19 protein-coding genes are annotated in these 25,211 nt (G+C 48.8%); 8 read left to right on the top strand and 11 right to left on the bottom strand.

What is annotated here, in order from left to right:
- Positions 1-292 precede the first annotated feature (292 nt).
- Positions 293-832, top strand: a complete 540-nt coding sequence (locus ACDC99_RS00790) for a hypothetical protein (RefSeq protein ID WP_022317058.1) — start codon at positions 293-295, stop codon at positions 830-832.
- A 240-nt stretch (positions 833-1,072) separates the two neighbouring features.
- On the opposite strand, the gene ACDC99_RS00785 is transcribed toward ACDC99_RS00790, so the two are convergent.
- From ACDC99_RS00785 to ACDC99_RS00770, 4 genes are all read right to left on the bottom strand, one after another.
- Positions 1,073-2,362, bottom strand: coding sequence for an IS1380-like element IS612 family transposase (locus tag ACDC99_RS00785; protein ID WP_005814044.1), 1,290 nt, complete (start codon positions 2,360-2,362; stop codon positions 1,073-1,075).
- 394 nt (positions 2,363-2,756) lie between these two features.
- Positions 2,757-3,593: a helix-turn-helix domain-containing protein gene (locus ACDC99_RS00780; RefSeq protein ID WP_320875357.1), complete on the bottom strand. Its 837-nt coding sequence runs from the start codon at positions 3,591-3,593 to the stop codon at positions 2,757-2,759.
- Positions 3,590-4,204 carry an aminotransferase class IV gene (locus ACDC99_RS00775; RefSeq protein WP_288965354.1) on the bottom strand — a complete coding sequence of 205 codons (615 nt, stop codon included), beginning with the start codon at positions 4,202-4,204 and terminating at the stop codon, positions 3,590-3,592. Before ACDC99_RS00775 ends, ACDC99_RS00780 begins: the two co-directional genes overlap by 4 nt.
- A 39-nt stretch (positions 4,205-4,243) precedes the next feature.
- Complete coding sequence (locus tag ACDC99_RS00770) at positions 4,244-5,242, bottom strand: aminodeoxychorismate synthase component I (RefSeq protein WP_337478685.1); 999 nt, start codon at positions 5,240-5,242, stop codon at positions 4,244-4,246.
- Positions 5,243-6,055: 813 nt separating this feature from the next.
- Here ACDC99_RS00770 and ACDC99_RS00765 point away from each other — a divergent pair.
- The 4 genes from ACDC99_RS00765 (at position 6,056) to pafA (ending at position 13,130) form a co-directional block, all read left to right on the top strand.
- Positions 6,056-7,108: a metallophosphoesterase gene (locus ACDC99_RS00765; RefSeq protein WP_370755379.1), complete on the top strand. Its 1,053-nt coding sequence runs from the start codon at positions 6,056-6,058 to the stop codon at positions 7,106-7,108.
- A gap of 3 nt (positions 7,109-7,111) precedes the next feature.
- Positions 7,112-9,943 carry a TonB-dependent receptor gene (locus ACDC99_RS00760; RefSeq protein ID WP_370755377.1) on the top strand — a complete coding sequence of 944 codons (2,832 nt, stop codon included), beginning with the start codon at positions 7,112-7,114 and terminating at the stop codon, positions 9,941-9,943.
- 51 nt (positions 9,944-9,994) lie between these two features.
- Positions 9,995-11,383 (top strand): right-handed parallel beta-helix repeat-containing protein, encoded by a 1,389-nt coding sequence (locus ACDC99_RS00755; protein ID WP_022317064.1) that lies wholly within the window; start codon positions 9,995-9,997, stop codon positions 11,381-11,383.
- Between the two features lie 112 nt (positions 11,384-11,495).
- The gene (gene pafA, locus ACDC99_RS00750; protein WP_370755374.1) at positions 11,496-13,130 is read left to right on the top strand and encodes an alkaline phosphatase PafA; all 1,635 of its coding nucleotides are present in this window, start codon (positions 11,496-11,498) and stop codon (positions 13,128-13,130) included.
- A gap of 122 nt (positions 13,131-13,252) precedes the next feature.
- Here pafA and ACDC99_RS00745 read toward each other — a convergent pair whose 3' ends face one another.
- Positions 13,253-14,302, bottom strand: a complete 1,050-nt coding sequence (locus ACDC99_RS00745; protein ID WP_370755372.1) for a carbohydrate porin — start codon at positions 14,300-14,302, stop codon at positions 13,253-13,255.
- 68 nt (positions 14,303-14,370) lie between these two features.
- The gene (locus ACDC99_RS00740) at positions 14,371-15,576 is read right to left on the bottom strand and encodes an ISL3 family transposase (RefSeq protein WP_042517111.1); all 1,206 of its coding nucleotides are present in this window, start codon (positions 15,574-15,576) and stop codon (positions 14,371-14,373) included.
- Between the two features lie 340 nt (positions 15,577-15,916).
- On the opposite strand from ACDC99_RS00740, the gene ACDC99_RS00735 reads away from it, so the two are divergent.
- Both ACDC99_RS00735 and ACDC99_RS00730 read left to right on the top strand, forming a co-directional pair.
- Complete coding sequence (locus ACDC99_RS00735; RefSeq protein ID WP_370755370.1) at positions 15,917-16,705, top strand: arginase family protein; 789 nt, start codon at positions 15,917-15,919, stop codon at positions 16,703-16,705.
- A gap of 286 nt (positions 16,706-16,991) precedes the next feature.
- Entirely contained in the window at positions 16,992-17,198 is a 207-nt protein-coding gene (locus ACDC99_RS00730; protein WP_022317069.1) for a hypothetical protein, read from the top strand.
- 314 nt (positions 17,199-17,512) lie between these two features.
- Here ACDC99_RS00730 and ACDC99_RS00725 read toward each other — a convergent pair whose 3' ends face one another.
- Entirely contained in the window at positions 17,513-18,538 is a 1,026-nt protein-coding gene (locus ACDC99_RS00725; protein WP_370755368.1) for an IS110 family RNA-guided transposase, read from the bottom strand.
- Positions 18,539-19,008: 470 nt separating this feature from the next.
- Here ACDC99_RS00725 and ACDC99_RS00720 point away from each other — a divergent pair, with 470 nt between their 5' ends.
- Complete coding sequence (locus ACDC99_RS00720) at positions 19,009-19,989, top strand: hypothetical protein (RefSeq protein WP_022317226.1); 981 nt, start codon at positions 19,009-19,011, stop codon at positions 19,987-19,989.
- A 21-nt stretch (positions 19,990-20,010) separates the two neighbouring features.
- Here ACDC99_RS00720 and ACDC99_RS00715 read toward each other — a convergent pair whose 3' ends face one another.
- The 4 genes from ACDC99_RS00715 to ACDC99_RS00700 form a co-directional block, all read right to left on the bottom strand.
- Positions 20,011-20,883, bottom strand: coding sequence for a helix-turn-helix domain-containing protein (locus ACDC99_RS00715; RefSeq protein WP_042517759.1), 873 nt, complete (start codon positions 20,881-20,883; stop codon positions 20,011-20,013).
- Between the two features lie 89 nt (positions 20,884-20,972).
- Positions 20,973-22,670, bottom strand: a complete 1,698-nt coding sequence (locus tag ACDC99_RS00710) for an efflux MFS transporter permease (protein ID WP_370755365.1) — start codon at positions 22,668-22,670, stop codon at positions 20,973-20,975.
- Positions 22,667-23,806, bottom strand: coding sequence for an HlyD family secretion protein (locus ACDC99_RS00705; RefSeq protein WP_370755364.1), 1,140 nt, complete (start codon positions 23,804-23,806; stop codon positions 22,667-22,669). Before ACDC99_RS00705 ends, ACDC99_RS00710 begins: the two co-directional genes overlap by 4 nt.
- A gap of 75 nt (positions 23,807-23,881) precedes the next feature.
- Positions 23,882-25,153: a TolC family protein gene (locus ACDC99_RS00700; RefSeq protein ID WP_370756891.1), complete on the bottom strand. Its 1,272-nt coding sequence runs from the start codon at positions 25,151-25,153 to the stop codon at positions 23,882-23,884.
- Positions 25,154-25,211 lie beyond the last annotated feature (58 nt).

Below are 25,211 nucleotides of genomic sequence, written 5' to 3'. Positions count from 1 at the left end.
TATAGTAGCGATCTGTCATACGCCAAAATAATGTGGTACTGATTGGTATTTTGCGCATTCTGCCGACATCCAGCAAACGGGAGTCTACTAATACGGCAATATGTCTATCGATGCAAATATACTACAACTTGACAACACTGCAAAAAACTGACTGGAAAAATTTGCAGAAGGGGGAAAAACAAGTATCTTTGCATAAGATAGGCTTCACCTCAGCATAACTATCAAGCAAGCTTGTTGTCCTGCATTCGGTTTGCACTATCTTTGCATAAGATACAAAGTCTCCTCTCCTTTCATGAATAACAAAACGACATACAGCCTCAACTACCGCAACTCTGACGACTGCATCATCCGCCACACCACAACAGCCGACATACCACGGCTGAAGGAAATATTCGCCATTGCCCGCCGATTCATGGCGGAAGCCGGCAACCCCAATCAATGGACAGAAGGATATCCAAGCGAAGAACTTCTACAGGAAGACATTGACAGCGGGGACAGCTACGTTATCGTGAAAGGAGACAGAATAGTGGCTACTTTCGTACTGCGTGGCGGCGCCGACCCTACCTACGACATCATCTACGACGGCAAATGGCCCAACGACAAACCATACGCCACTATCCACCGCATCGCCAGTTCGGGCGAAGCAACGGGCATCATGCACACCGCCCTGCAGTATGCCCTCACCCTCTACGACAACATCCGCATCGATACACATCGCGACAATCTCGTGATGCAACATCTGCTTGCCGACGAGGGGTTCAGCTATTGCGGAGTTATCCACTGCTGGTCTGGCGACGAGCGGCTGGCATTCCAACTTACGAAGAAGGGATAGGAAAAAATCTTTGACGATATATTAAGCCCAAAACGGTCATTAGGCCGTTAAATGTGATATTTTATAACTGCCTAAAATCCGCAACTATCATCCAATACACGATTAAGGGTAGATTTATGAGTCGTTAGTAGCAGCTTTCAGTAAAAAGCAACAGCACAACATCAATATGTAGCCACCATCCCCTTACCCCACGATGCGACTTGAGGTAATACGCAGATTCAAACCGGAAAGAAAGGATTCTTATCCGAATTCTGTTTTGAAGGGTTTTGCATAAGCTCGGTTCTCTGTGTAGATATTCAGCACGTATTGCCTTGCAGTCATGATCCACTTGGCAGGTACGGAGATGAATCTGAAGACAAAAGCCTTTATGCGACTCGTTTTCTTGAGCCCAAAAGCCTTGGTGTCAAGCCTGCTCATGATGGTCTTGTAGAAATTGTGTATCAATGCAGTAAGCAGAAGAAAGACAGTATTCTCCGCCATGAATGACTTGGGGAGCCTGCTCCAACCGAATCCGTTGTTCATGTCGTCAAAGATACGTTCCTTGCCGCCACGCAGATTGTAGAATTCAACAATGTCCCTTGTCGATGACTTGTAATCGTTGGTCAGAATACAACGGTAAGTGTATTCGCCTTCCCACAGGTCAAGGTCGCCACTGTTGCGTCTTTGTCTCTGGATGACAAGACGATAGCACTTGCCTTCCCATTTCTCAACGAGAATGGAATTGAGTTCGAACTGGATGCCGTTAATCTCCTCCGTCTTCCATCCTCTCAGAGCAAAGATGTCATTGTAGAGCGAACTGCATCGGTTGGCACGGATGTAGAAATGTTTGCAATGCTTCTCTATCTCACTGACGATTTCCTTCGAGCAGGAACCGCAGTCTGCCCTGAAGCGATTTACACGGATGTTCTGGGATTCCAGAAGAGCGAAGAATCTCTTATGGGTGTCTGCCTGATGAAAACGCACATTCGTGTTACCATCGCTGTTCTCGATATAGACTATCTTGTCACCGATAACATATACGCCAGGCCTGTAGCCGAGGAACTTTTTGTAGGTCGGTTTTGCATCATACTTCTCCGTTTCAAGGAACTGATGGTCAAAGTCAACATCGTATTCCTCAATTTCCTTCAACTCGCCTGTAGAAACCAAAGCGTTTATAAGCAATGTGTTGAGTTTGTCTGCAGTATTGAAATCATAGGTCTTGCCTTGGTCGGAAGTATAGGAGATGTTTTCCTGTGTCAGTTCCTTGATGGCTCTGAGGATGGTATCAGAGCTGCATGTACGAAGGGTAGGATGATACGAGAGATGGCGCATCAGTTGTGACGTTACATCTTCCACGCATGAGCCGCCACAGAAATAAACGCTCATCAGCGAACGGACTATCTCGCTGAACTGATATCCGAAGATACTGCTGCATCTCTGACCCAGTGTTGAGTCGATAACGGGTGAAAGCATGGAGTCAAATTTCTCCATGATTGAAAAAATTCCTCCAAAAGGTGTGAGTTTCTCAGATTTAATTTGTATTTTTGCCATGTCATATTAGAGTTTTGCTTGTTTTCTTTTTGCAACACTAAGATAAGTGAAAATTCTGACATGGCAAAATCCTGGGCAACTTTTTGTTGCTCAGGAACTTATAAATAAAGTTAAATTATAGTGTTGCGGAATTAAGGAACTGCTTGCAGTCTTTTGGTTTTTATAAGGCGTCTTTTGTCCGTTTTTAATTCGCAATAGCTTGCTATTACTCATTAAAAGCCAACCAAAATCCACTCTTCTAAAAATCAAAATCCAAGCAAGCCCTAACGACCGATTTGGGTTAAGCCAAACAGAATCCACTCTTCTAAAAATCCAAAATCCAAGCAAGCCCTAATGACCGATTTGGGTTAAAAAAAACTATCATAGAGCAGAGGTCCCTGCGGTCTCTCCGCCCCTATTGCCTGTTCCTATATGCGAGCGGAGTCATGCCTGAGCGCTGCTTGAAGAAATTGGAGAGGGCGCTCTGGTCGCTGAAATTGAGATAGTCGGCAATCTCGCCTATCGTCATGTCTGAGTGCGTGAGCAGATTGCATATTTCCTTGTATACCAATGATGTGGCATGGTCGTTGACGGTAGTGCCGCTGATTTCCTTCACCAGTCTGGAGAGATACACGGTGGAGACGTTCAGTTTGTCGGCATAGAAGCGGATCTGTCTCTCCTTGCGGAAATTACGGTATAGATGATGGAGGAAAATCTCATAAATGCCTTTTTTGTGGCCGATGTCGTGCGACACGGAACATTGTTCGTATGGCAGTTCCTCGATAATCAGATTGAGCACATTGAACATGCTTCGTATCATCTCTATCTTGTTGATATGCTGATGGCGCACGATGTCGCGTATGAAATGGAAGATATCGAGAACGCTCTTGTATTTGTCGGCGGAAAGGCGGAAGCAATATGTCTGGCTTACAAACTCCTCGTCCACCAGCACGCATTCCGCGTCGATGTCTGGAGAAACAGACAAGAGCGTTGCCACATCATTGACCGAGACCATAAGCATACTGCCCTCGCCGAGTTCCAGCACATCACCGTCTTTGCCGTTGATGACCATCCGGCAGCTGCCTTGCTTCACGAGAAAGATACGGCAGAAAAGCGCACGCTCCGTCACCATATCGGCAAAGTCCCCACTCTCCTGCCGAGTGACGGCAAAGTGGGCGGCGTATGCTCCGAATATATCTTTCAGATGATATCGTGAGGCAAATTCTTCCAGGTTGTATATCTTTTGGTTCATATCAGTTCCGTGTTTATATCATGAACGGCAATCTCTCTCTCGCCGAAGTCTATCATGGCGTTGAACAGGCTCACGCGGGTTGCCCGCTGAAGGTCACCGATGGTGATGTCAGCCTCGGTGAGGACACCTTGGTCGAGCAGCGCTGCACGTTTTGTACCATAGAGCAATGGACGGCGTGGCGTAATCCATCCGTTGCCGTCGTGGATGGCGATGTTGGTGAACGATGTGTCGGTCAGGAGTCCGTGCTTCAGGATTATCACTTCGTCGGCATTTCCTTTCTTCTCCGCCAGCATATTGAGACGGGAGCGGTCGGTACTTTTGTATTCATAACTTATGTCGCCACCTTCCACCACCTGCAGGGTCTTCATTTCACGCATGTGGTAGGGTGCGTATTCCACTGTCTCCACTCCTTTCTCGCCATACACCACCCGTGCCTTCAATATTCCTTCGCCTGCCTTTGCGTCAATGATTTCGCAGAGGCGGGGCATGTCATGAAGGGCAAGGCCGGGAAAGAAGCGTCTGACGGTTCTTTCCATCCTTGTCTGATGATATGGCAGTGCCATGACTGTGCCATCCTTTATCTTTATTGTCTCTACGAAGTGCATTTTCATTATATTTTTATGATAGAACAGACTGCGACAGAATCATTCCTACCCCATCGGAAGGTAAATCTTCTGTATCACCTCCTCATATTCTTTCCGGCAGTCGCTCATCCAGGTTATTCCTCCGCCTGCCTTGAAATACATGCCGCTCTGGTCTTGCTCGATGAAACGTATCATGACGGCAGAATTGAGTTCTCCGTTGTCATAGATGCCCATCACTCCGGTATAGAATCCTCGTTTGTAGCCTTCCGCCTGGCTGATGATTGCCACGGTCTTGTCTTTTGGCGCTCCCGTTATCGACCCTGCCGGCAGCTGTGCCGCCAGTATGTCACCGATGTTCCGGCGATAGTCGGCAGGGAGTTGTCCGCTCACCTCCGAACTGGTCTGCAGTATGTCGCCCTTGTTTGTATGCAGCAGGTCGATATACCGGTATCTGTCCACCCTCACGTCGGTCGCCACCCTACTGAGGTCGTTTCTGATAAGGTCAACTATAGTGGCATGTTCGGCAGCCTCCTTCTCATCATCCATCAATACCCTTTCGGCATCTGGAATTGTGGCATCGAGCGTTCCCTTCATAGGATAGGAATATATCCTTCCGTCCTTTATCTTAACGAAGGTTTCGGGCGAGAAGCACACTATGCTTTTCCTTTCTCCTGTCTCCTTCCCCACCTTGAGCAGCAGTTTGTATTTGCCTCTGGCATGGAGAAAGATATCATCGGGCGTGAGACTGCATCTCACCGGCACCTTGCATGTGAGATTGGTCAGATAACTGTTGCCTGCCATCAGATTGCTCTTCACGATGGCGAAACTCTTCTCATAGTCCTCATAGCGAGGTTCGTCCACCTGCCATTCAACAGGCGTTGGGAGTGGTCTGACATCCATCTTGCCTACATTGCCCACTCCCTCAAAGTCGTAAAGGCATTCCTGCGGATTGATTTCCGACAGCTTGTGTATATATGCGCCATCTCCCTCATAGCCGATAACGAAGAGGAATGGTTCTCCCCCGGCTGCGAGGATGTTCATGCGGTCGATAATCTCTTGTCTCATATCTCGATACTACACCTTGTATTATATATGGACACGTATCCATAGGTCAAAGCAAGGTGAAAGATTCATACTTATATACTTGTATATAACTGCAAAGGTAATAATTTTCTTTCAAAGACCGCAACCTGACGTTTCTTATCTGCATTTATTGATGTGGGGTAAAACTTCTGCAAACGACATGAAACATACCCGTTGGCGGAATTAATCTTGTGCACACTTAATCCTAATGTCAGTTTGTGTTAAATTGGGAACGCTGCTTGCCCAACAGGGGCAAGGTGCTTACTCAACAGGGGCACGCTGCTTACCCTGGATGGGCAGATTTGCTGTCAGACATCTGCCCTATAAGTGACTGTTGTAATACCCATATTCCTGTTTTCATGATTCTGCCAACGCATTCGATTCCTGTCGTCTTACAATTCCTCTCATCTGCAAACCATCCAGACAATTGGCTGACAGTTGCCAGACAGTCAACTATCTGTTTATCAGAATATTACAACAAAAAACCAGACAATCTGACAGTTTTTCAGAAATTCTCGTTTTTACTGAAAATCAGCGTTAGGGGCAACTTTTACTCATATCGATTAAATCAATTCCGCCAACGGGTAAAACATGGTTGATCCGCTTAGCAACGAAGTGTCTGCCATTTAGGCTATATCCGGTTTGCAGGTGTAACACCATTGTAGCATATCTTACCTGTTTATTAAAACGCGTGTAACATCTTTGACATACGGCGGCAGTACTTTTGCAGCAGTAAACACCTTTACTTCAGAAGATTATCTTTAAGGTATAATATATTAAAAAGTAACAAAGAGAATGAAAAAGAAGACATTCGGAGTTTGCGGCAGAAACAGGATTGCCGCATTGTCAATGGCAACGATGATGTTGCTGGGTGGTTTGAATTTGCAGGCACAGAAGAGCAATGCGGCTTCTGGCAACGCCAATGCAGCGGTGGCGACCGCTGGAGCTTTGGGCAACACAACGCCAGAGACAGTCCGTTCGGAATGGAAAAAACTGAAGGGCGATATCACGCTCTATATGGCTAACGACCTCGGAAGAAACGGTTATTATGACCAAAAGCCCATTGCAGAACTGATGGGAGAGATGGGAGAGGTTTTAGGTCCGAAATGCGTGCTTGCCGTTGGCGACATTCATCATTTCAACGGTGTGGCATCTGTCAACGACCCATTGTGGATGACAAACTTCGAACAGGTTTATTCGCATCCCGAACTGATGCTCGACTGGTTTCCTGTGTTGGGCAACCATGAATACCGCGGCAACACTCAGGCTGTGCTCGACTATGGCAAGGTGAGCCGCCGCTGGATGATGTCGGCCCGCTACTACACCAAGGTGTTCAACAAGAAAGGCACCACGCTTCGGGTGGTATTCCTCGACACCACACCGCTCATCGACCGCTACCAGCAGAACTCCGACGTTTATCCCGATGCCTGCAAACAGGATATGAAGGCTGAACTGGACTGGCTCGACAACACGCTGAAGAATGCCAAGGAGGACTGGGTAATCGTTGTGGGACACCATCCCATCTATGCATACACCGACAAAGCTGAAAGCGAGCGCACAGACATGCAGACTCGTGTGCTCCCGATTCTGAAGCGCTACAAGAACGTGGCGATATATGCCTGCGGACATATCCACAACTTCCAACACATCAAGATGAAAGGCGACGACATTGACTATGTGGTCAACACGTCGGCATCTCTCGCCCGTCCGGTGCAGGCAATCAGAGGCACGGTGTTCTGCAGCTCCGATGACGGTTTCTCTGTCATCTCTGCTTCAAAGAAGCATCTCAACATGTATATGATTGACAAGGAAGGCAAAGTGATTCACGAGATTCAGAAATCAAAATAACAGATGAAGAAGATTCTTTTCAGTGCGGCTCTTCTTGCCGCTGCGACTACAGCCGTCAGCGCTCATACGCTCGACGGCATAGTCAAGGATAACAAGACGGGCGAACCGCTCATCGGCACCGTGGTGCGGGTGAAGGAACTGCCCAACGTTAGTACTACTACAGGCCTCGACGGTACGTTCTCTCTGCATGAACTGCCCGACAAAGGCAAGTTCACCCTCGTCATCACCTATATGTCATACAAGACAAAGGAGATAGTGGTGGATGTGGCAAAAGACTACTCCAAAGGGGCTAAAGACGGCAAGGACGGACAGCTGACAATCGCCATGGACGAAGATGCCAGACAGTTGGGCGAAGTAGTGGTCACGGGGCGCCGCGAATACCGTTCCGACCGCAGTGCTGTGGAGACGGTGAAGAATGCCGGAACAGTGCTCAACGTGATGAGCCAGCAGAGCATCCAACTCTCGCCAGACGTGAATGTGGCAAGCGTGCTCCAGCGCGTGTCGGGAGTCACCATGGAGCGCGATGCCTCCGGCGAAGCCTCTTATGCCATCCTGCGCGGTATGGACAAGAGATACAACTACACGCTCGTGAATGGCGTGAAGATTCCGAGCCCCGACGACAAGAACCGCTATGTGCCTCTGAATATCTTCCCATCCGACATGATGGACCGTCTGGTGGTTTCAAAGTCGCTCACCGCCGATATGGAGGGTGATGCGGCAGGAGGCGTGGTGGACATGGTGATGAAGGACGCTCCTTCTCGCTTCCAGCTGCAGGCAAACGCCGCCATCGGAGCCACCGACTATTTCTGGAAAGACGGCAGAGACTATCTCACCACCGACCGTTCTGACTATACCCACAAGTCGCCATACGAGGCTAACGGCGCTGACTACAAGGCTACGATGAGCGACTTCAAGAACGGTCCGGTGCGTCTGAAGAGCCATTTCACTCCTGCCCCAAACTTCGTGGGCGGGCTGAGCATCGGCAACCGTTTCTGGAAAGACCGTCTCGGAGTGATGCTCGCCGGAAGCATCCAGAACACCTTCCGTGGCACTGAGCGAACATACAACTCGGTGAAGATGGCATCGGGAGAACAGGCGATGTATATCTCAAACCTGCACCACCGCTACTACAGCATCCACGACCTGACCTCCGGTCTGCACGCCAAGATAGACCTGACGTTGCCTGGACACAAGCTGGAATGGTATAACATGTACGTGAGGTCTAACTCAAAAGGCGTTCGCTACAACAACGGCATCAGCACCGAATATATCGCTGCCGACTCATACACACAGGACGACGAGGTGCGCTCTACATCTACCACACAGAGCATCTTCGCCACAAACCTGAAAGGAACGCATCATCTCACTAAAGACTTCACCGTGGACTGGTCGGGAATATTCTCACAGGCCAGGGAGGAAGACCCCGACAGGACATACGTCACGCTGACCAATACCGTCAGCCGCGATGCCAATGCCGAAGGCGACGTGGTGGACGGTTTGATATGGAGCACAGACAAGAACATCACGAGGACGCTGCCGAAGAGCGCCGAACGCAGATTCCAGCACAACAAAGATACCGATTGGGCAGGCTACATCAACCTCTCATACGACACGCATTTCGGCAACGGCGTTGACGCTCTATGGAAAGCCGGAGCGCAATATCGCCGCAAGGAGCGCAGCAACAGATACTACTCGTATATCTTCAATCCTGCCGACATCTCGCAGAAGCTCGACGGCAACGGCTATGACCAGTTTGCCAATGTCGACTGGGTGTGCAAGACTCCGTATTCTCAAGCCTCACAGCTCAACTACGACTCAAAGGAGCATATCGGCGGTACCTATGCCATGGTGACTCTGAAGAGCAGGATAGGCGAAGTGTATGCCGGTTTCCGTGCTGAGCACACCAATCAGATATACACTATGCTTCAGCATTTCCGCAATATGGGACAGGTGGGCGAACAGAGCTATTGGGACTATCTGCCATCGGCATCGCTCAAATGGACACCGACAGCGAAGATGAACGTGAGACTCTCTTACTACCGCAGCATCAACCGTCCGGGATTCTATGAAATCGTGCCTTATCAGATTCAAGGCGAGGAATATCAGGAGAAAGGTAACCCGAACCTGAAACGTGCACGCATCGACAATCTGGACCTGAGATGGGAATGGTTTCCAAGCAAGACGGAGCAGATACTCGTCGGCGTATTCTATAAATACCTGAAGAATCCTATCGAGCAGGTGTTCGTTACTTCAGACGGTAAGATCGGTGCCGGAACGGATGCCTACTATATGCCAGACAACCTCGGTAACGCCAAGAACATGGGCTTCGAGATCGACGTGATAAAATATATCCGCCACTTCGGTGTGAAGGCAAACTACACCTACACCCACTCCCGCATCACCACATCAAAGCGTGAATACCAGGAGGGCAGTGCTGAGTATAAGACAGGAGTGACACAGACCCGTCCGCTCGTGAACCAGGCCCCTCACACCGCCAACCTCTCCTTGCTCTACAAAGACACGGAGAACGGATGGAACGCACAACTCGCCGCCTCGTTTACAGGCACCAAACTCGCTCTCGTCTCGCCATTCAAGAATGCCGACCAGTGGGACAAGGCAATGTTCGGTCTGGACTTCAGCGCCGAGAAGCAGTTCAAAAACGGCATCTCGATATTCTTCAAGGCAAACAACCTACTCGACGCAAAGCGCGAGAGATATCTGAAGACCGTGAACCCGGACAATCTGGAATACGAAGGACAGAAGAAGGACAAGACCATCGTGGGAACATACAAATACGGAAGGACGTTCCTTCTCGGAGTGAGATACAAACTGTAATGCAAAGAGTGTTTAGCTTTCAGAAACCCAAATCACAAAAAAAGAAATAAAATGACAAGGTCAAAAGTAATATACAGTGCGCTGATTATGGCAGCTGCAACATTGTTCTCAACATCTTGCGAGAACGACAACATCAATCCATACGATTACGTTAACAACAACGGCAACGGCAGCAACGGGAACCAAGGCTCTGCCGATGTAATCAAGACCGCCATGGCTGAATATCCCAAGGGCTCTCTGGTATGGACCAAGGACACCACTCTGAGCGAGAGCGTAGAGATACCTGTCGGCACCTCGCTATACATCGAGCCAGGAGTCACCGTGACATGCAAGTCGGAGGTTCAGGTGCCTGTAGAAATCGTAGTGCTTGGCAATCTCTATTGTATGGGAACGGCAGAGAAGCCGGTCACTTTCACTTCCGACACCAAGAAGACTGAAGACTGGGGAGGAATAATCTGCGGATACAATTCCGAGGAGGTAGTGCTCAGCCATGTCAACATCGCCTATGCCGGAGCCACACCGACGGAATCGTCGGCATCGTTCCAGAACAAACTGTTCAAGACTACCATCGACGGCGGTGTGCCTGCCTTCCACTTCTGCAATGTGAACGGCAAGTTCGTCATTGCTGACAGTTTCTTCCACGACAACTACAACGACCAGACATACTTCACCGGCGGCAACGGCGTGATCGTAAACAACATCTTTGCCGATTCCGGCAATGCCGCCGACGGTGGCGAGGCCATCAACGTGAAAGCTGGCTGCAAGCTCGACGTTGCCAACAACGTCATCTACAATGCCTGCACCAATGCCTTCAAGCTTTCTAATGCCGGCAACAGCGAAGTGATTCCGCTCACTGAGATGACTGTCTACAACAACACCATAGTGGATTGCGGATGGCGCCGCTCCAAGAACAAGAAAGGTGGTTCGGTATGGGTGGAGAAGGCAGCAAAGCCAGTCTTCGTGAACAACCTCGTATATGATTGCCGCTACGGTCTGAAGCAGCCGAAACAAGATGGTGTAGACATTGAGCACAGCCGCCTCACTCCCAACTACTATTACGCTTCTACAGAGAAGGGCGTGGAGCAGATGGCAAAGGGAGCATCGCTCGCTATATGGTTTGACACCGACATCAAGAGCAGCGTGGCTGGTCAGCTCGACCCGCTCTTCAAGAATTTCCGTCAAAGCGACAATATGGACATCAACTGTGAAGCTGACAAATTGGAGAAAGGTGCTCCACTGGCTTTCGACAAGACATGGGATTTCAACTTTCAGCCCGGCAGTCCTGCCCTCTCTGGCGGTGTGACAGATTTCAGCCGTCTCTTCCCCGGCGGACTCCCATTCTTCGGAATGAAGAAGGTGAACTTCCTCGACAGCAACAACGACATCAACTATTATTTCACCGCTCCACTGCCAAGCTCACGATTCGGAGCATGGATGTAATTACCATACTTCCAGACGGTCTGACGATTGAAATCCACTCTTCTAAAACACTAAAATCCAAGTAAATCATAATGACCGATTGGGGATAAAGAAACAAAGTAAAGATTTGAAAATGAAAAAGACAATCACAGTTCTTGCAGCCTTGTTCCTGTCATGCTGCGGCATGCAGGCACAGGACGGCAAGTCCGCTAACCTGACATTCCAAAGACCTCGCCTCGTGGTGGGCATCGTGATAGACCAGATGCGCTGGGACTATCTCTACCGTTATCAACAGCGCTATACCGAAGGTGGATTCAAACGCCTGCTCAACCAGGGATATTCATTCGAGAACACTCGCATCCCATATATCCCGTCGGTCACGGCGATAGGCCACACCTGTATATATACCGGCAGCGTGCCAACGATACACGGCATTGCTGGCAACAACTTCTATAAAGACGGCAAGAAGGTGTATTGCACCACCGACAAAACGGTGAATCCCGTGGGGACAAAGAGCGAATCAGGACAAATGTCGCCCAGCAACCTGTGGGTAACCACAATCGGCGACGAGATGAAACTCGCCACCAACGGTCGATCTAAGGTCGTAGGCGTTTCGCTGAAAGACCGTGCCTCTATCCTTCCTGCCGGACATAACCCAGACGGGGCATTCTGGTTTGACGACGAGACTGGCAATTTCGTGACAAGCACATATTATATGGACAAGCTACCCGCATGGGTGACTCGTTTCAACTGCGAGAGGCACGCCGAGAAATATCTCTCTGAAAAATGGCAGACAATATATCCCAAAGACTCCTACATCGAGAGCACTGCCGACAACACGGAATATGAAGACGGCATCAAGGATGGCGAAAAGGCGCTACTGCCTCTCGACCTGCCGTCGCTATACAAAAAATATGGTTATGAGATTATACGCAAGACACCGTTCGGCAATTCTCTGACCTTCGATATGGCCCGCGCCGCAATAGAGGGTGAGCACCTTGGCGAAGACGATGATGTGGACCTGCTGGCTGTGAGCTGTTCGAGCACCGATTATATCGGCCATCAGGTGGGTCCCAACGCCGTTGAGATTGAGGATACATATCTCAGACTCGACCGCAGCATCGCTGACTTCCTCAACTATCTCGACAAGAAGGTGGGCAAGGGGAATTATCTCGTGTTCCTCACTGCCGACCATGGAGCGATGAACAACGCCCGCTTCCTTCAAGACCGTCGCATCCCGGCTGGGGCATGGAGCAACTCTGAAATCGCCGACCGTCTCAATGCCAGACTCTCAGAGACATTCCCCAGTTGTGGCAAAATAGTAAGTGAGGTGATGAATTATCAGGTGTTCTTCGATATCGCCAGAATCCGCCAGCAGCATCTCGACTACGACAGCATCAAACAATGTGTCGTTGACGAACTGCTGACAGACTCTTCCGTGCACTATGCCTGCGATATGAACAAAGTGATGACTGCCACCATTCCCGACGACGTGAAACGGCGCATCATCAACGGTTATTGCCACGGCAGAAGCGGTGACGTGCAAATTGTGCTCAAACCTGGTTTCTATGCCCACAGCATGAAAGGCACCGACCACGGAGCATGGACTCCCTACGACACACACATCCCCCTCATCTTCATGGGATGGGGCGTAAGCCACGGCAGCACCACAGAACTCACGGAGATGACGGATATCACTCCTACTATAGCTGCCCTGCTACATGTACAGGCACCAAGCGGATGTGTAGGAAAACCGCTTCTTCCTTAACCCCAATCGGCCATTAGCGCTGGCCTGTAACTTGATTTTTTAGAAGAGGGGATCTTGTTTGATCGGTCATTAGGATTACAGCCCTAATGACCATTTTTTTATGCGGGGCAATGTGCTCTCTGTCAGAAACTGCAACAAAGGCGTGTGCTGAGCACAGTGAAGTTTCCGTTCCCGTTGTTGATATACTGGAATGACGGCTGTATGGCTATCGACTTGGTGAGCTGTCGCCGCCATGTCAGTTCCAGCGAGAATTCATTGTCCTGACAGAACTGTGCATACTGTCCGGAGATGCCACACATGTTGAGACTGTCGGTATAAGCGCCTCCAGCCTCAGCATAACGGTAGCAACCGCTCTCGCGGCAGGTGTTTTCTGAATATTGTGCCATACAGGTGATGGTCTTCCCGTCTGATTTCCACACCGGCTGTTCGCCATACACCCACCAGGCGCAGCTCGTCTTGTGGACAGCCTCATCGGCTGGCGCCATCTCACCTTCGTCGTCGAAGACGAACCGGCGGGTATGGAGAGTAACTCCGGCATAATACAAAGCGCCACGCCAGGAATACTCCAGCTGAGAAATGTTGAAGATGCCCTCACGCTTTGGATTGACGATGAACGGATTGTCATGGTGTTTCCATCCGTTGTAGCCTACCCCATTATACAAGCTGTTCTTGAATATCCATCCTCCCTTGCTCACGTCGAAATATACCGTCAGGCCTGACAGTGGATAGTTGGCTATCGGATAGCTTGCGGCGATTGTAGGGAAGATGCCGCACGAACTGTTAGTGAAGAGTGCGGTGACATCGGAAGTGAAGAAATCCTCATTCACGTTTCTCACTCCCACGAACAGGTGTCCTGCCTTCCATTCGTGCATATATCCCAACACGGCAATGCCGGCAAACATATTGTCGGCCTCTATGTTTGAGAATCCCTGCCAGTCGTCGATGATGCCGTCGCCAGTCTTCGCCACATGCAGCGTAGCGGCTTCCAAGGAACCGCCCTTCCATAGCGGAACGCTCATTTCCAGTCGCAGCAGGTTCACCCAATTGGTACCTTTATTCATATCCCATTGCCACTCAGTGGTATAGTTGCCCCAGAAACTCTGTGCATTCGCCATACTGGTGCTGATGCAGCATAGTGCCGACAGAAGGATGTTGCGTCTCGTTGTCTTCATAATCTAAAAAAACGGTGCTCTTCCGTAAGTATACTATTATTCTGTCGTTAAGAATATCGGTTCTTCCGTTAAATGCGTAGACGCTTGTCGTGTAGAGCGTATAGCTTTAACGTGAAGAATTCATCATTTCTGAATCCATACATTTGTCTTTTCAGCACTTTAATCTTGTTGTTTATACCTTCAGTAGGGCCATTTGATATCGGGTAGTCATACCATGCAAGTATATATGGCTTGTAGGCCCGCAAGGTAGCAGCCATTTTGACCAATGGCTGTATTTTTGAATCCATGGCCTGCCGCACCCATTCGTTTAGCACCAATTCTGCATCATCCTTGTTGGTTTGGTTCCATATTTCCCTCAAGTCTTCTTTCAGGTAATATGCAATCATCAACGGTTCATTCAAGTTCAGCACATTGTCAAGTCTTGTCTTGTATTTTGCGTCAAAGATGTCGTTGCCGTTTCTCAGCAATATCCAGCGCGTGCCCTTGATTACCTTACGCTTGTTAACGTCTTTCTCAGCATGCCACAACTGGCGGCGCAACTGGTCTATCCTTTCATTCATGAGCTTTACCACATGAAAATGATCCACGACAAGAGAGGCATTGGGGAGATTTGCCGTTACCGCCCCCGTATAAGCAGACGACAAGTCTGTGCATACGGCTTTTATGTCATTCTTTCTGTCTCCGAGCTTGTTCCAGAATTCCTCAAGCGAAGCCTTGCCGTTACCGTCACCTACAAAGACAATCCGCCCGGTTTCCAAGTCTACGACTATCGTCTTGTAAACTTGTCCCTTGTGGGTAGCGAACTCGTCTATGGATATGTATCTGAGGTTTGAAAGGTCAGGGCTGCCATACTCCTTTTGCAGGAACTCCATCTGTATGTTCCGCACCATGTCCCAAGATACATCCAGGAACCATGCAATGTCCTGTATAGTTGCAAAGCGCGACAAGTCTATAACCATATTGGCGAAAGCGGTCGTATGCCTGCGCTTGCCTTTTGCGAAATCGACATCCTCGTTCTTTATGCAGCCACAATCAGAACATTTGACACGTTGGATCTTCATCTCGACGAAAGTCTTTGAACAACCTATCGGCACGCTCACAAAGCGTCTGGCCGTGAAACCATTACGGACTACATTATGGCTTCCACACTCCGGACAGCAAAGTTTGTCTGATGGAGTTTGGATATTCAAAACTATTTTATTACTTTCGCAACGCATATCCAAACATTCTTGCAAGGATATGCCAAAAGCTTTATGCATTATGCTGGCATTCATTTATCATTGAGTTTGGTCACTACAAAGATAGATGATGCCAGCTTTATTTTTATCATAATATAAAATTTTTTTTTCTATCTATGCATTTAACGGAAGAACCAGAATATCTTGTTATTACGGTGCAAAATTACAAAAAAATCCTATTTTTGATTAGAAAGGCATTATACAGGTATTAGGAATTGATTGGAATCATGCCTAAAAGATGATTGATTGCCTGTATGGCGAATCTGCAGACATAGTTTCAAGGTCAGGATGCACATTCATGATGGACGGATAAAAAAACAGGCAAAAGACGCTTTTTTTATTGTCACTATCGGGAATAATATGTATTTTCGCATCCATGATAAAGAAACTTCCCATCATACTCCTGAATTTCACAGGCATATACAATTATGAATCGTTTGCCTCAAACCGGAACATCACCCATGTTGACTGTAGCGACATCAATGGCGTGGACTGCTATTGTGATGAGCAGGCAAGGGAGGAACTGAACCGCAGACTTTCACCATTTCCTGCCAAGGCTCTGCATTTCATAGATTCCGGCGATTTCCATTATCTCACTGAATATTGGGTATCCAGACTGCAGGAACCGTTCTCGCTGATTGTCTTCGACCATCATCCCGACATGCAAGAACCGCAATGGAACGGCGTCGTGTCGTGTGGAGGATGGGTGACTGATGTGTTGGAAAAGAACCCACTTGTCAGAAATATCATTATCGTGGGGGCTTCGGATGAACTGATTTCCCAAATACCTGTTCATCTCAGAGAAAAGGTGTTGTTCTATAGTCAGGACGAAATCGACCATCATCAAGCATGGCCTTCAAAAGCCGGCAGACTGATACATGAGCCTGTTTACATCTCCATCGACAAGGACGTGCTGAGAAAGCATGACGCCGTCACTGATTGGAGCAATGGAGACATGTCGCTATTGCGGCTTCAAGCCGTGCTCCGCATTATCTATGCCCATGAGGAGGTAATAGGCGTTGACATTACCGGCGAATGTTCTGCCACTCTCGACTATCTTTCTGAAACGAGAAACGCTGAAATCAACAACAGAGCCAATGCCGAACTGATGAAAATGATATTGGCGGAAGAACAACAGACTCATACAAATCAAAAGCGGGAATGAACAAAAACACAAACAAGTGCCGGTTCTTTATACTGACAAAGAACCATGCCTGCAAAATTCCCCTTGGCGTGGGGAAACTGCACCATTTCTTGACTGCTTCAGCTGAAAAGTGTAACTTTTCTGTGCTATCAGACGAAAGAAAGTGAAACAATCATATCTTTTCTTGTATCTAATAATGAGTTCAAAGAAGATTGGAGGTTAGTGACAAATAAGATTCACAAGAAAACTCTTGCAACTTAAAGAAATAATAATTATTTTTGCATTAATCACTTTAAACAACAAAAATATGAATACTTCTACACTTACGACCTCAATAACAATTCCCAAAATGGATTTGTCCTTACTCAAGGATTTAGCAAAAAAATTCGGATGGACTATAAACAACACCTCACAACAGATGTCTGGACTTGAAGAGGCACTTAACGATGTCAAGACAGGAAATGTATTTCACGCCAATAGTGCAAAAGACTTGATTGAACAGTGCTTAAAATAACCTGTTCTAATTAATCTTGTCGCAACAAGTAAAAATAATCGATTTGGCTTAAAAAGAAATATTGCTGCCTGGAGTTTTCCTCCAAACAGCAATATTTCTTTTTTCAGCCCCCAAACGGTGTAATGAGCGTTTGGGGGCTGAATATACCATTTATTTTAAAAGCCTTTCATTTTGTGCAAATATTTTTCAAATGCATTCGCATTTTGCCACAAAATACATCATTTAAGCAAGTCAACATAGCAAAAGAGAGGTTGTTTTTAGCTACAAATCGCTTTCTATGTTAATATCCAAATGTTTTGACCATTATTTTCAATTTATGCTGAGATTTTATATTCAGGGGTGAATGTTTGGCGATTTCTGACCATGGCTGTGACCAAATGTACAAGTTTGTTCTTGACATTGTTCAGTGCAACCTGCTTCTTCTTTCCTCGTTCTACGAGGCGCATGTAGTACCTCGCCATAATGGGATTGAAGTTGACGGCAGCTAGTGCCGCTTGCGTCAGCATGGCCTTTATCTGGCGGTTAGCCATATAATGTACATGCGGATCGGAATGCACACTGGTTCCCGAATCTTTGCCAAATGGAGCTAGGCCGTAATAGCAGGCAATCTTGCGTGAGTCGTAGTTGAAACGCCGGAAGTTGTCGGTGTACACCATCAGGCACACAGCGTTCTGCGTTCCTATGCCAGGCACCGAGGTCACGATGGTGAACACCTCGGTGAGTTCCTCGTCCGACTTGATGAGATCGGCAATGCGCTTATCTATCTTCTCTATCTCCTTATTGAGTTCAGAGACGATGTGCCGTCCGCTCTGCGAAATCATTGTCTTGACTGGCGACTTCTCCATGGTGAGTCGCTTTTCGCCTCTACGCACCTGAAAACTGCATCTGTGTCTTACGATCATCTGACGGTATAGGAACAGCTCACGCAGTTGTGTAAGCGACTCGCTAAGAGGCTCGTGCATAACGGCTTTATCGTAATTCCTCATGGCGTATTCTGCAATCATCGAGGCGTCAGCACGGTCAGACTTCAATCGTCTAAGACCAGATGCGTCTTTGATGCTCTTTGCGTTCTCAAGCCACATGTCGTAGCCTTTACCGTAGAGGAAGTTGCACAGTCCCTTGCTGTAGTCGCCCGTGTTCTCGCCACAGAAGAGCCACAAGGACGAGTCGATACCGCAGGAATTCTGCTCAACCCACTTGACCAACTGCCTATAGCCAGACACGGTTGTCTTGAACTCGTTGAACACTCTAGCAGCGGTTTCTGCCAGTCCGTCTGCAAAAAGGATAGCCACATCAACTTTTTCTTTCGAAAAATCAACTCCGATAAATAAATTCTTCATAACTTTGTACGAGTTATATTGTGTAGAATTGGTCAATAGTTGTATGGACTAACACTCTAACAAGGCTCAGAGCCGATAACTTTCTATCTGGTCTTTGCAACTATGTCGATGAGGACCTAAACGATTTATAGCTTTACGGCTGGGTCATTAGCTGGTTTACCTCTTCGACAGACCGATTCTACCTTTTTACAACAAAGGTACGAAACTGTCTTTAGCAATCATAGTTTTACCTTGATTATTTTGGAGTTTATGCGACTTCGTCGCAATCTTCTGCAAACTTAGAGGTCATTATGTCGTTTTGGGGTAAGAAACGCCATACCTAATTGTAGGTATTTTGACAGAAAAAGGCTCCTGACTTCATAATATTTCTTAAGGCGGTGAACATTTTGTTTGTTGTTCTGAACTAAATCCGTAATTTTGGATTGAATTCATAATTTCAACATTTTTATTTATATTAAGCAACCATAATTATGGAGAATAACAAAAAGAAGTATTGGGGGAAGACTATCACCTCGTTTGTCTTTGTATTGTTCACGATGCCTCTCGGCCATGCCATGATGAGAATCATGGAAGACACGATGTCTCACAGCGCCGTGAACACCAGTGCTGTCATCATGGGATTTGTAGGTCTGGCGATGGCGGTGATCGGAGTGTTCGTGAAGGGCGACACCAAGCGCACCATCTGGGGACTCTTCGGCGCACTGCTGTTCTGGACAGGCTGGGTGGAATTCATGTTCGGATATTTCGCCGCACGCTTCGGAGTGCATTACGACCTTGTAGGGTCTGGAGTTGTGCAGACCACAACGGAATACGTGAACGGCATCGGAGTGAACCATCAGATGCTAATCAATGGTGTTGACGTGAACAGCATTCCGCCTGCCGAACTGAAGGCTATGCGCGGTTCGCGTCCCGAATATCTGATTCTGCCGGCATCGTTCGGCTTCTTCGTGATGTTCATGGTGCTCTATGTGTTCAGTTCGAAGACGGGATGCCATTTCATGAACTGGCTGCAGAAGGTGTTCTTCCGCGAGAAGCGCAACGAGGTGGTGCCAAGCAATATGAGCCACCACGCTTCCATCACCACCTTCCTGGAGTTCAACCTCATCAACTGGGCGTGCTACCTGTATCTTATGTTCGTTTACGACCCTGAATTCTTTGGCGACAGCCATCCTGTCACCATCGCCAGCGCCGTGGGATGCGTCATCGGAGCGGTATTCATGTTCCGCCACCAGCTGAAACTGCGTGCCTGGGGCCCAAACATCAGAATGTCTATAGCCACGGTGATCGTGTTCTGGACTGCTGTGGAGGTGTTTGCCCGTAACGGCATGTTCACTGAGATATGGGTTGAACCGCTACACTATGTGCCTCAGATGATCAGCATCCTGGTGGTGTTTATCCTTCTTGGAGTGGGAATCGCATATAAGTCAAGGACCAAGAAAGCGAGACAATAATCCCAAAAAGGCAAATGCTATTCACTCACCCTCTTTCTGACGATAGTTCACCGGCGACATCCCCACCTGCTTCTTGAAGAATGTGCCAAACGAAGAGGCGTTAGGGAAGTTCAGTTCGTCTGCGATTTCCTTGATGCTCTTGTCGGTGGTGGTTATCAGCGATATCGCCTTCTTTGTTATCGCCTTGAAAACGAGCTGCTGCACGGTGCATCCCGACACCGACTTGACAAGCGTAGTGAGATATTTTGGCGACAGACACAGACGGTCGGCATAGAATCTGACGCCACGCTCACTGACATAATGCTGGTCTATCAGATGCATGAGCTGGATATACATATCGAGCCGCCGGCTCGGAGCATTGTCGCCATCCTTGGAGATTTCTCTGAATATGCCGCAAAGCCTGTATGTCAGCGAGAGCAGGAGCAGCCGGCGCTCGTTGGCAGCAAAAACATTGTCGTCGCTGTTGCCCACTGCCAGCAACTCTGAATATTTTGTCAGTTCGTCCTCATGCCCCGTATGCATCACCCAGCACGCTCTCGGATTGAGGATACTCATGTATCTCATCCCTACCACGGTGCTGCCGAGGATATTGCGGATGGAGTCCACCCGATAGAGGATGATGACAACGGAGCAGTCTGTGCTGTGGCTGGTGACTGAGAAGCACACACCATGTGACAGGAACGCCGTCTCGCCCTTATTCACCACATAGTCCACGTCTTCACAACAAAACGAGAATTTGCCGGAAGCACACACTATGATGCCCACGTCGGCAACATGGAAGTTGTGGAAGAACGCTTCGGGAAAAGACGTTATATTACCACAAGAGCAGCAGATGTCCTCATTATTTGCCATCTGCTGCTCAAGAAGCGTTATATTGTTTTTACTGTTTTTCATAAGCCCTGGCCGTATGTTTGCGGCGAAGGTAACAAAAAAAACAGGAACTGCAAAAGAATCGTCTACTTGTCTGCTCGTCAACTAGTCAACTAGTACCCAACATACCACTCTCTCGTGTCCTTGGATATGTCTCTCTTGGGCCACGGCACGACAAGCATCAGACCGGCAAGGATCATACAAGCATATATCGTCCAGCCGGACATCTCCTTTATCGCCGACAGGGTGGCCTGCACCTGCACCTTGCCCTTGGCAGACATGGCTGCCATGTGTTGCGCCTCCGTCTCGCTCTTGCCCTGATATTGCATTCCGCGGGCGGTCATGTCATAGGTAGATGCCGTCTCCAAGTTCGTGCGATCGTAGTCGTGGGCATAGCGCGTCACATAGTATTGCTGGCGATACTGGAATACTGTCTGATACAACGCCGAACCGATGCCCGGCGCTATCACCATACGCACCGTGAGCATTATGCATACCCATGTGGACAACAGCTTATACGGCATGCGCTGGTTGGCATACACGGCGATGAGCGAATAGAGCAGCATCATTCCCGTGGCACGTATGATGACGGGCCATTTCATGCGCTCCAGCATTCCGGCGGTCTGCACCTCGAAATACATAAAAAGTGACGCGGCGGCAATAAGCATGAAGCCCATGGCGAAAAACCATTTGAAATGCACGCCCTTGTTGTTGAGAATCAGGATGATCACCATTCCGATGAAATATCCCAGCAGCACCCAGTTGCCGAGAGCGGCAATCTGTATCTGGTCTGCCTCCATGCCCACGCCGACAAAGATATTGACGAGCATCGAACTGGAGTTGCATATCATCAGACCGATAAAAAGCAGGATGCCGCCCTGGATGCTGCGCGACTTGAATGCCTTGAGCATGAAATATGGCGAGCGGCGCGTCTTCTCAAGATAGAAGAACAACAGCGACGACAACACGCAGATAACTGTTGCCCAACGGATTCTGGGACTGTCATACCAGTCGTACACCTTGCCATACACCGTCACGTATACAAACGAACAGCACATCAGACAGAACACCACTACGTTGCCGAACTTGGAAAACGACAGCGGCGAACGCTTCGTGGGGTATGGATTGTATGGCATGCACAGCAGGGTGATGAGCAGTGCCACGAGTATCGCTCCCAGCATAGCATAGTATACCATCTGCCACTGGTAGTTGTATGCAAACCACGCCGTTATCCATGTGCCTATCTGTCCCAGGAGCATGAAGAAGAAATATATGATTGGCTGACTCGCCTTCTTCTCCGTGTCGAGGGCGTCCCATCCAGCCTCATCCGTGGGCTCGTTGCCTGGCGTCACGTTGCGTGTCGCCTCTATGCCGAAACCATATTTGATAAGCGTAAAGAGGTTGCACATGAGCAGCGTCTGCCTCACGAAGCCCATCACAAGGCTGTTGAGGGCGAGGATAAACAGACTGTCGGTATTGGCGCAAATATAGCTCTGCACCGCCAGCAAGGAGAACCCCACAAGGCTCATCATCTTCTGTCGGCGCACGCTGACCAGCAGATAGAAGAACGGCGAGAATGCCGCCATGCCAATCGACGTGACGAAACTGATGAAGGCGATGTGTTCCGACTGGATGCCGAGCCCTCCCACCATCTCGCTGCTATTCACGGTGTAGGCACCGCTTACCGTCATGATAGGTATGAAAAGTATGACGAGGAAGGCGATGCCGAGGGGCTTCGGCACCCAGTTATAGAACGGAAAATTCTTCGGCAGATGTTCCGGCACTGCCGTATATATCTCTGCCTGTGTCATTTCTTGAGCTGTGCCTTAACAACGACCATCATTCCGGCTGCCAACTTGCTGTTGTCTGCCTTTGATATTCCTTCAAACTCTATCCTCACCGGCACGCGCTGCTGTATCTTCACGAAGTTTCCGGCTGAATTGTCGGTGGGCACGAGGGAGTATTTCGATCCCGTAGCTCCGGATATTGCCGTGATTCTGCCCTGGAATTCCTTTCCTTCAAAGGCATCTACCGTCATCACCACCTTCTGGCCCACATACAGATTCTCCACCTGTGTCTCCTTGTAGTTGGCAATCACCCACTTCTGGGTGTCGGGCATGATATATGTGATAGTCTGTCCGGCATTCACCGCCTGTCCCTCTTCCAGCGCTCTTCTGCCGAGCTTGCCGTCGCATGGAGCGGTCACCACACAATATGAGAGGTTCAGCTTTGCCATCTCCAGAGCTGCCTGTGCCCGTTCGATGGCGGCAGCGGTGTTCTTCTTGCGTGTCTGCACTTCGTTGACTCCCGAATATGCCGCCTTCTGCTGACGGCGCACGGCATCGAGCTTCTTCTTCGTGGCGTTGTATTCGGTCTCTATCTGTTCGAGCTGTATCGGTGTGGCGGCGTTGCGTGCCACGAGGTTATGATAGCGCTGACGGTCTTTCTCGAGTTTTGCGAGGCGCACCTCAATCTCTGCTATCGATGCCTCATATACCGTTGCCGATGTCTGGGTGGTCTGCACCGAGGCGTCAATCACGTTGGCTCCAGCCATGGCGTCTTTGAGTGCCGCCTCTGCCTCCATCACGCGGATGCGGTATTCGCGGTCGTCGAGAACGAGCAGCGTGTCGCCCTTCTTCACATTCTGATGCTCCTTGAAGTATATCTTCTTGATGTATCCCGAAGCCCGCATGTTTACCGGCGAGATATACTGCTCCACCTGTGCGTCATCGCTCTTCTCGTTGCTCTTGTAGTCCATGAACATGCAGCCTATCTTCACTATTCCCCATACGAGGATTGCCACGCCTATCATACTGACGATCAGTTGGCGTATGCGCTGGCGTTTGAGCTGCTTGGCGGTAACTTCATGGGTTGACTGCTGCTGGTTGTTGTCACTTGGGGTGTTTGTTGTGTTGTTTGTGGGGGTATTGGTATTGTTTGTTTCCATTTTTCGGTGGGGTTATTAGTAATTAATTAATGTAGGGCGAATGGGGCATCATAGTCACAACCGCCATTCCTGTTGTCATTTCATCAGTCTGTCCAACTGACCGGTGAGTTTTAGTATCGTCAGATTTGACACCTGGTAGTTGAAGTGGGCAGTGAGATAATTGTTCTGTGCGTCGCTCATGCTCATCTCGTCTTGCAGCACCTCCGTCATCGAGGCTATGCCCTCGCGGTATCTGTCGCTCGTCACCTTATATATATCTTCGGCAAGCAAATAGTTGTCGCGCTGCTTGGCGAAGTTGCGCTGGTTGTTAGCCAGATCGTTCACGGCGTTGGCATATTGCGTCTGCATACCCTTCAGGGCGTTCTCGTAGGCAATTTTCGCATTGTCGATGTCCACTTGTGCTTTTCTTATCTTCGAGCGCTTTTCAAATCCGTCGAACACGGGTATGCGCAGCGACACGCCGATGCCGTTCGACTTATACCAATGGTTTGACTCGCCGGAGTGGAACCAGTTTTTCATCTTGTCTGTAAACGATGTGTATGTCCAGTTGCCGGTCAGGGCGAGGGTTGGCAGATAGCCATCCTTGGCGAGTTTCTTCTGCTGTTCTGCCAGCGTCTGCTGCTTGCGCAGGAGTTGCAGCTCGTAGAGGTTCTCGTTGAGTCCGGTGAGTGCCGCCATGTCTATCTGCTCCACATTGGCTTTCTCCACCACGATGTCCTGTTCGGCGGGATAGTCGATTACATATTTCAGCATGTTATATTGCTGTATGAGCATCGCCTTGGCATTGTCGTACTGCACGCTGAGGTTCTCCAGATTCACGTTCACGCGCTTCACGTCCACGCTCAGCGCCATGTCATTGTCATGGAACGCCTGCGTGATGTCGCGCAGTTCCTCCAGTCGTTTGATGTTGTCTTTGATTATCCCTATCTGTTCTTCGGTGTTCTGTGCCAGATAGTACATCTTGCTTATCTGCACTATCAGGTCTTCTTTTGCCTTGGAATACGACAGGGTGTTGAGTTGGTCGAGGGTCTTCGATATTTCCAGTGCGGTGAGCGCTGTCTGACTGTATAGCGGCATCTGCAGCTGTATACTCGCCGACGAATTATATTGCAGCGTCTTCGTCACGTTATACGGTTTTCCGTATGCCCTACCGTCGGTTACCGATACGGGAGGAGTGAAATTGTCGTTCAGTCCGGCGCCGATATTTATCTGCGGCAGCAGCCGGGAGCGGTTTTCACTCACATTGTGCTTTCCTTTCAGCACATTGCCCTCATACGTTTTCAGATTCAGGTTTCTCTCGATGCCCATCTGCAGGCATCTGCCCAGCGACATCGTTTCTTGCGCCATTGCATAACCGGCAAGAAATGTCAGGGAAATTGTGAACAATATTTTTTTGGTTCTTCCG

The sequence above is a fragment of the Prevotella pectinovora genome (genome assembly GCF_041323955.1).
In the GTDB taxonomy this organism is placed as follows: domain Bacteria; phylum Bacteroidota; class Bacteroidia; order Bacteroidales; family Bacteroidaceae; genus Prevotella; species Prevotella pectinovora.
This window is presented reverse-complemented; position numbering and strand designations above follow the sequence as displayed.

What these genes read in the sequence shown, in the direction of transcription:
- ACDC99_RS00790 (WP_022317058.1), top strand. Translation starts at nt 293, where the DNA reads ATGAATAACAAAACGACATACAGCCTCAACTACCGCAACTCTGACGAC.
- ACDC99_RS00785 (WP_005814044.1), bottom strand. Translation starts at nt 2,362, where the DNA reads ATGGCAAAAATACAAATTAAATCTGAGAAACTCACACCTTTTGGAGGA.
- ACDC99_RS00780 (WP_320875357.1), bottom strand. Translation starts at nt 3,593, where the DNA reads ATGAACCAAAAGATATACAACCTGGAAGAATTTGCCTCACGATATCAT.
- ACDC99_RS00775 (WP_288965354.1), bottom strand. Translation starts at nt 4,204, where the DNA reads ATGAAAATGCACTTCGTAGAGACAATAAAGATAAAGGATGGCACAGTC.
- ACDC99_RS00770 (WP_337478685.1), bottom strand. Translation starts at nt 5,242, where the DNA reads ATGAGACAAGAGATTATCGACCGCATGAACATCCTCGCAGCCGGGGGA.
- ACDC99_RS00765 (WP_370755379.1), top strand. Translation starts at nt 6,056, where the DNA reads ATGAAAAAGAAGACATTCGGAGTTTGCGGCAGAAACAGGATTGCCGCA.
- ACDC99_RS00760 (WP_370755377.1), top strand. Translation starts at nt 7,112, where the DNA reads ATGAAGAAGATTCTTTTCAGTGCGGCTCTTCTTGCCGCTGCGACTACA.
- ACDC99_RS00755 (WP_022317064.1), top strand. Translation starts at nt 9,995, where the DNA reads ATGACAAGGTCAAAAGTAATATACAGTGCGCTGATTATGGCAGCTGCA.
- pafA (WP_370755374.1), top strand. Translation starts at nt 11,496, where the DNA reads ATGAAAAAGACAATCACAGTTCTTGCAGCCTTGTTCCTGTCATGCTGC.
- ACDC99_RS00745 (WP_370755372.1), bottom strand. Translation starts at nt 14,302, where the DNA reads ATGAAGACAACGAGACGCAACATCCTTCTGTCGGCACTATGCTGCATC.
- ACDC99_RS00740 (WP_042517111.1), bottom strand. Translation starts at nt 15,576, where the DNA reads ATGAATGCCAGCATAATGCATAAAGCTTTTGGCATATCCTTGCAAGAA.
- ACDC99_RS00735 (WP_370755370.1), top strand. Translation starts at nt 15,917, where the DNA reads ATGATAAAGAAACTTCCCATCATACTCCTGAATTTCACAGGCATATAC.
- ACDC99_RS00730 (WP_022317069.1), top strand. Translation starts at nt 16,992, where the DNA reads ATGAATACTTCTACACTTACGACCTCAATAACAATTCCCAAAATGGAT.
- ACDC99_RS00725 (WP_370755368.1), bottom strand. Translation starts at nt 18,538, where the DNA reads ATGAAGAATTTATTTATCGGAGTTGATTTTTCGAAAGAAAAAGTTGAT.
- ACDC99_RS00720 (WP_022317226.1), top strand. Translation starts at nt 19,009, where the DNA reads ATGGAGAATAACAAAAAGAAGTATTGGGGGAAGACTATCACCTCGTTT.
- ACDC99_RS00715 (WP_042517759.1), bottom strand. Translation starts at nt 20,883, where the DNA reads ATGAAAAACAGTAAAAACAATATAACGCTTCTTGAGCAGCAGATGGCA.
- ACDC99_RS00710 (WP_370755365.1), bottom strand. Translation starts at nt 22,670, where the DNA reads ATGACACAGGCAGAGATATATACGGCAGTGCCGGAACATCTGCCGAAG.
- ACDC99_RS00705 (WP_370755364.1), bottom strand. Translation starts at nt 23,806, where the DNA reads ATGGAAACAAACAATACCAATACCCCCACAAACAACACAACAAACACC.
- ACDC99_RS00700 (WP_370756891.1), bottom strand. Translation starts at nt 25,153, where the DNA reads ATGGCGCAAGAAACGATGTCGCTGGGCAGATGCCTGCAGATGGGCATC.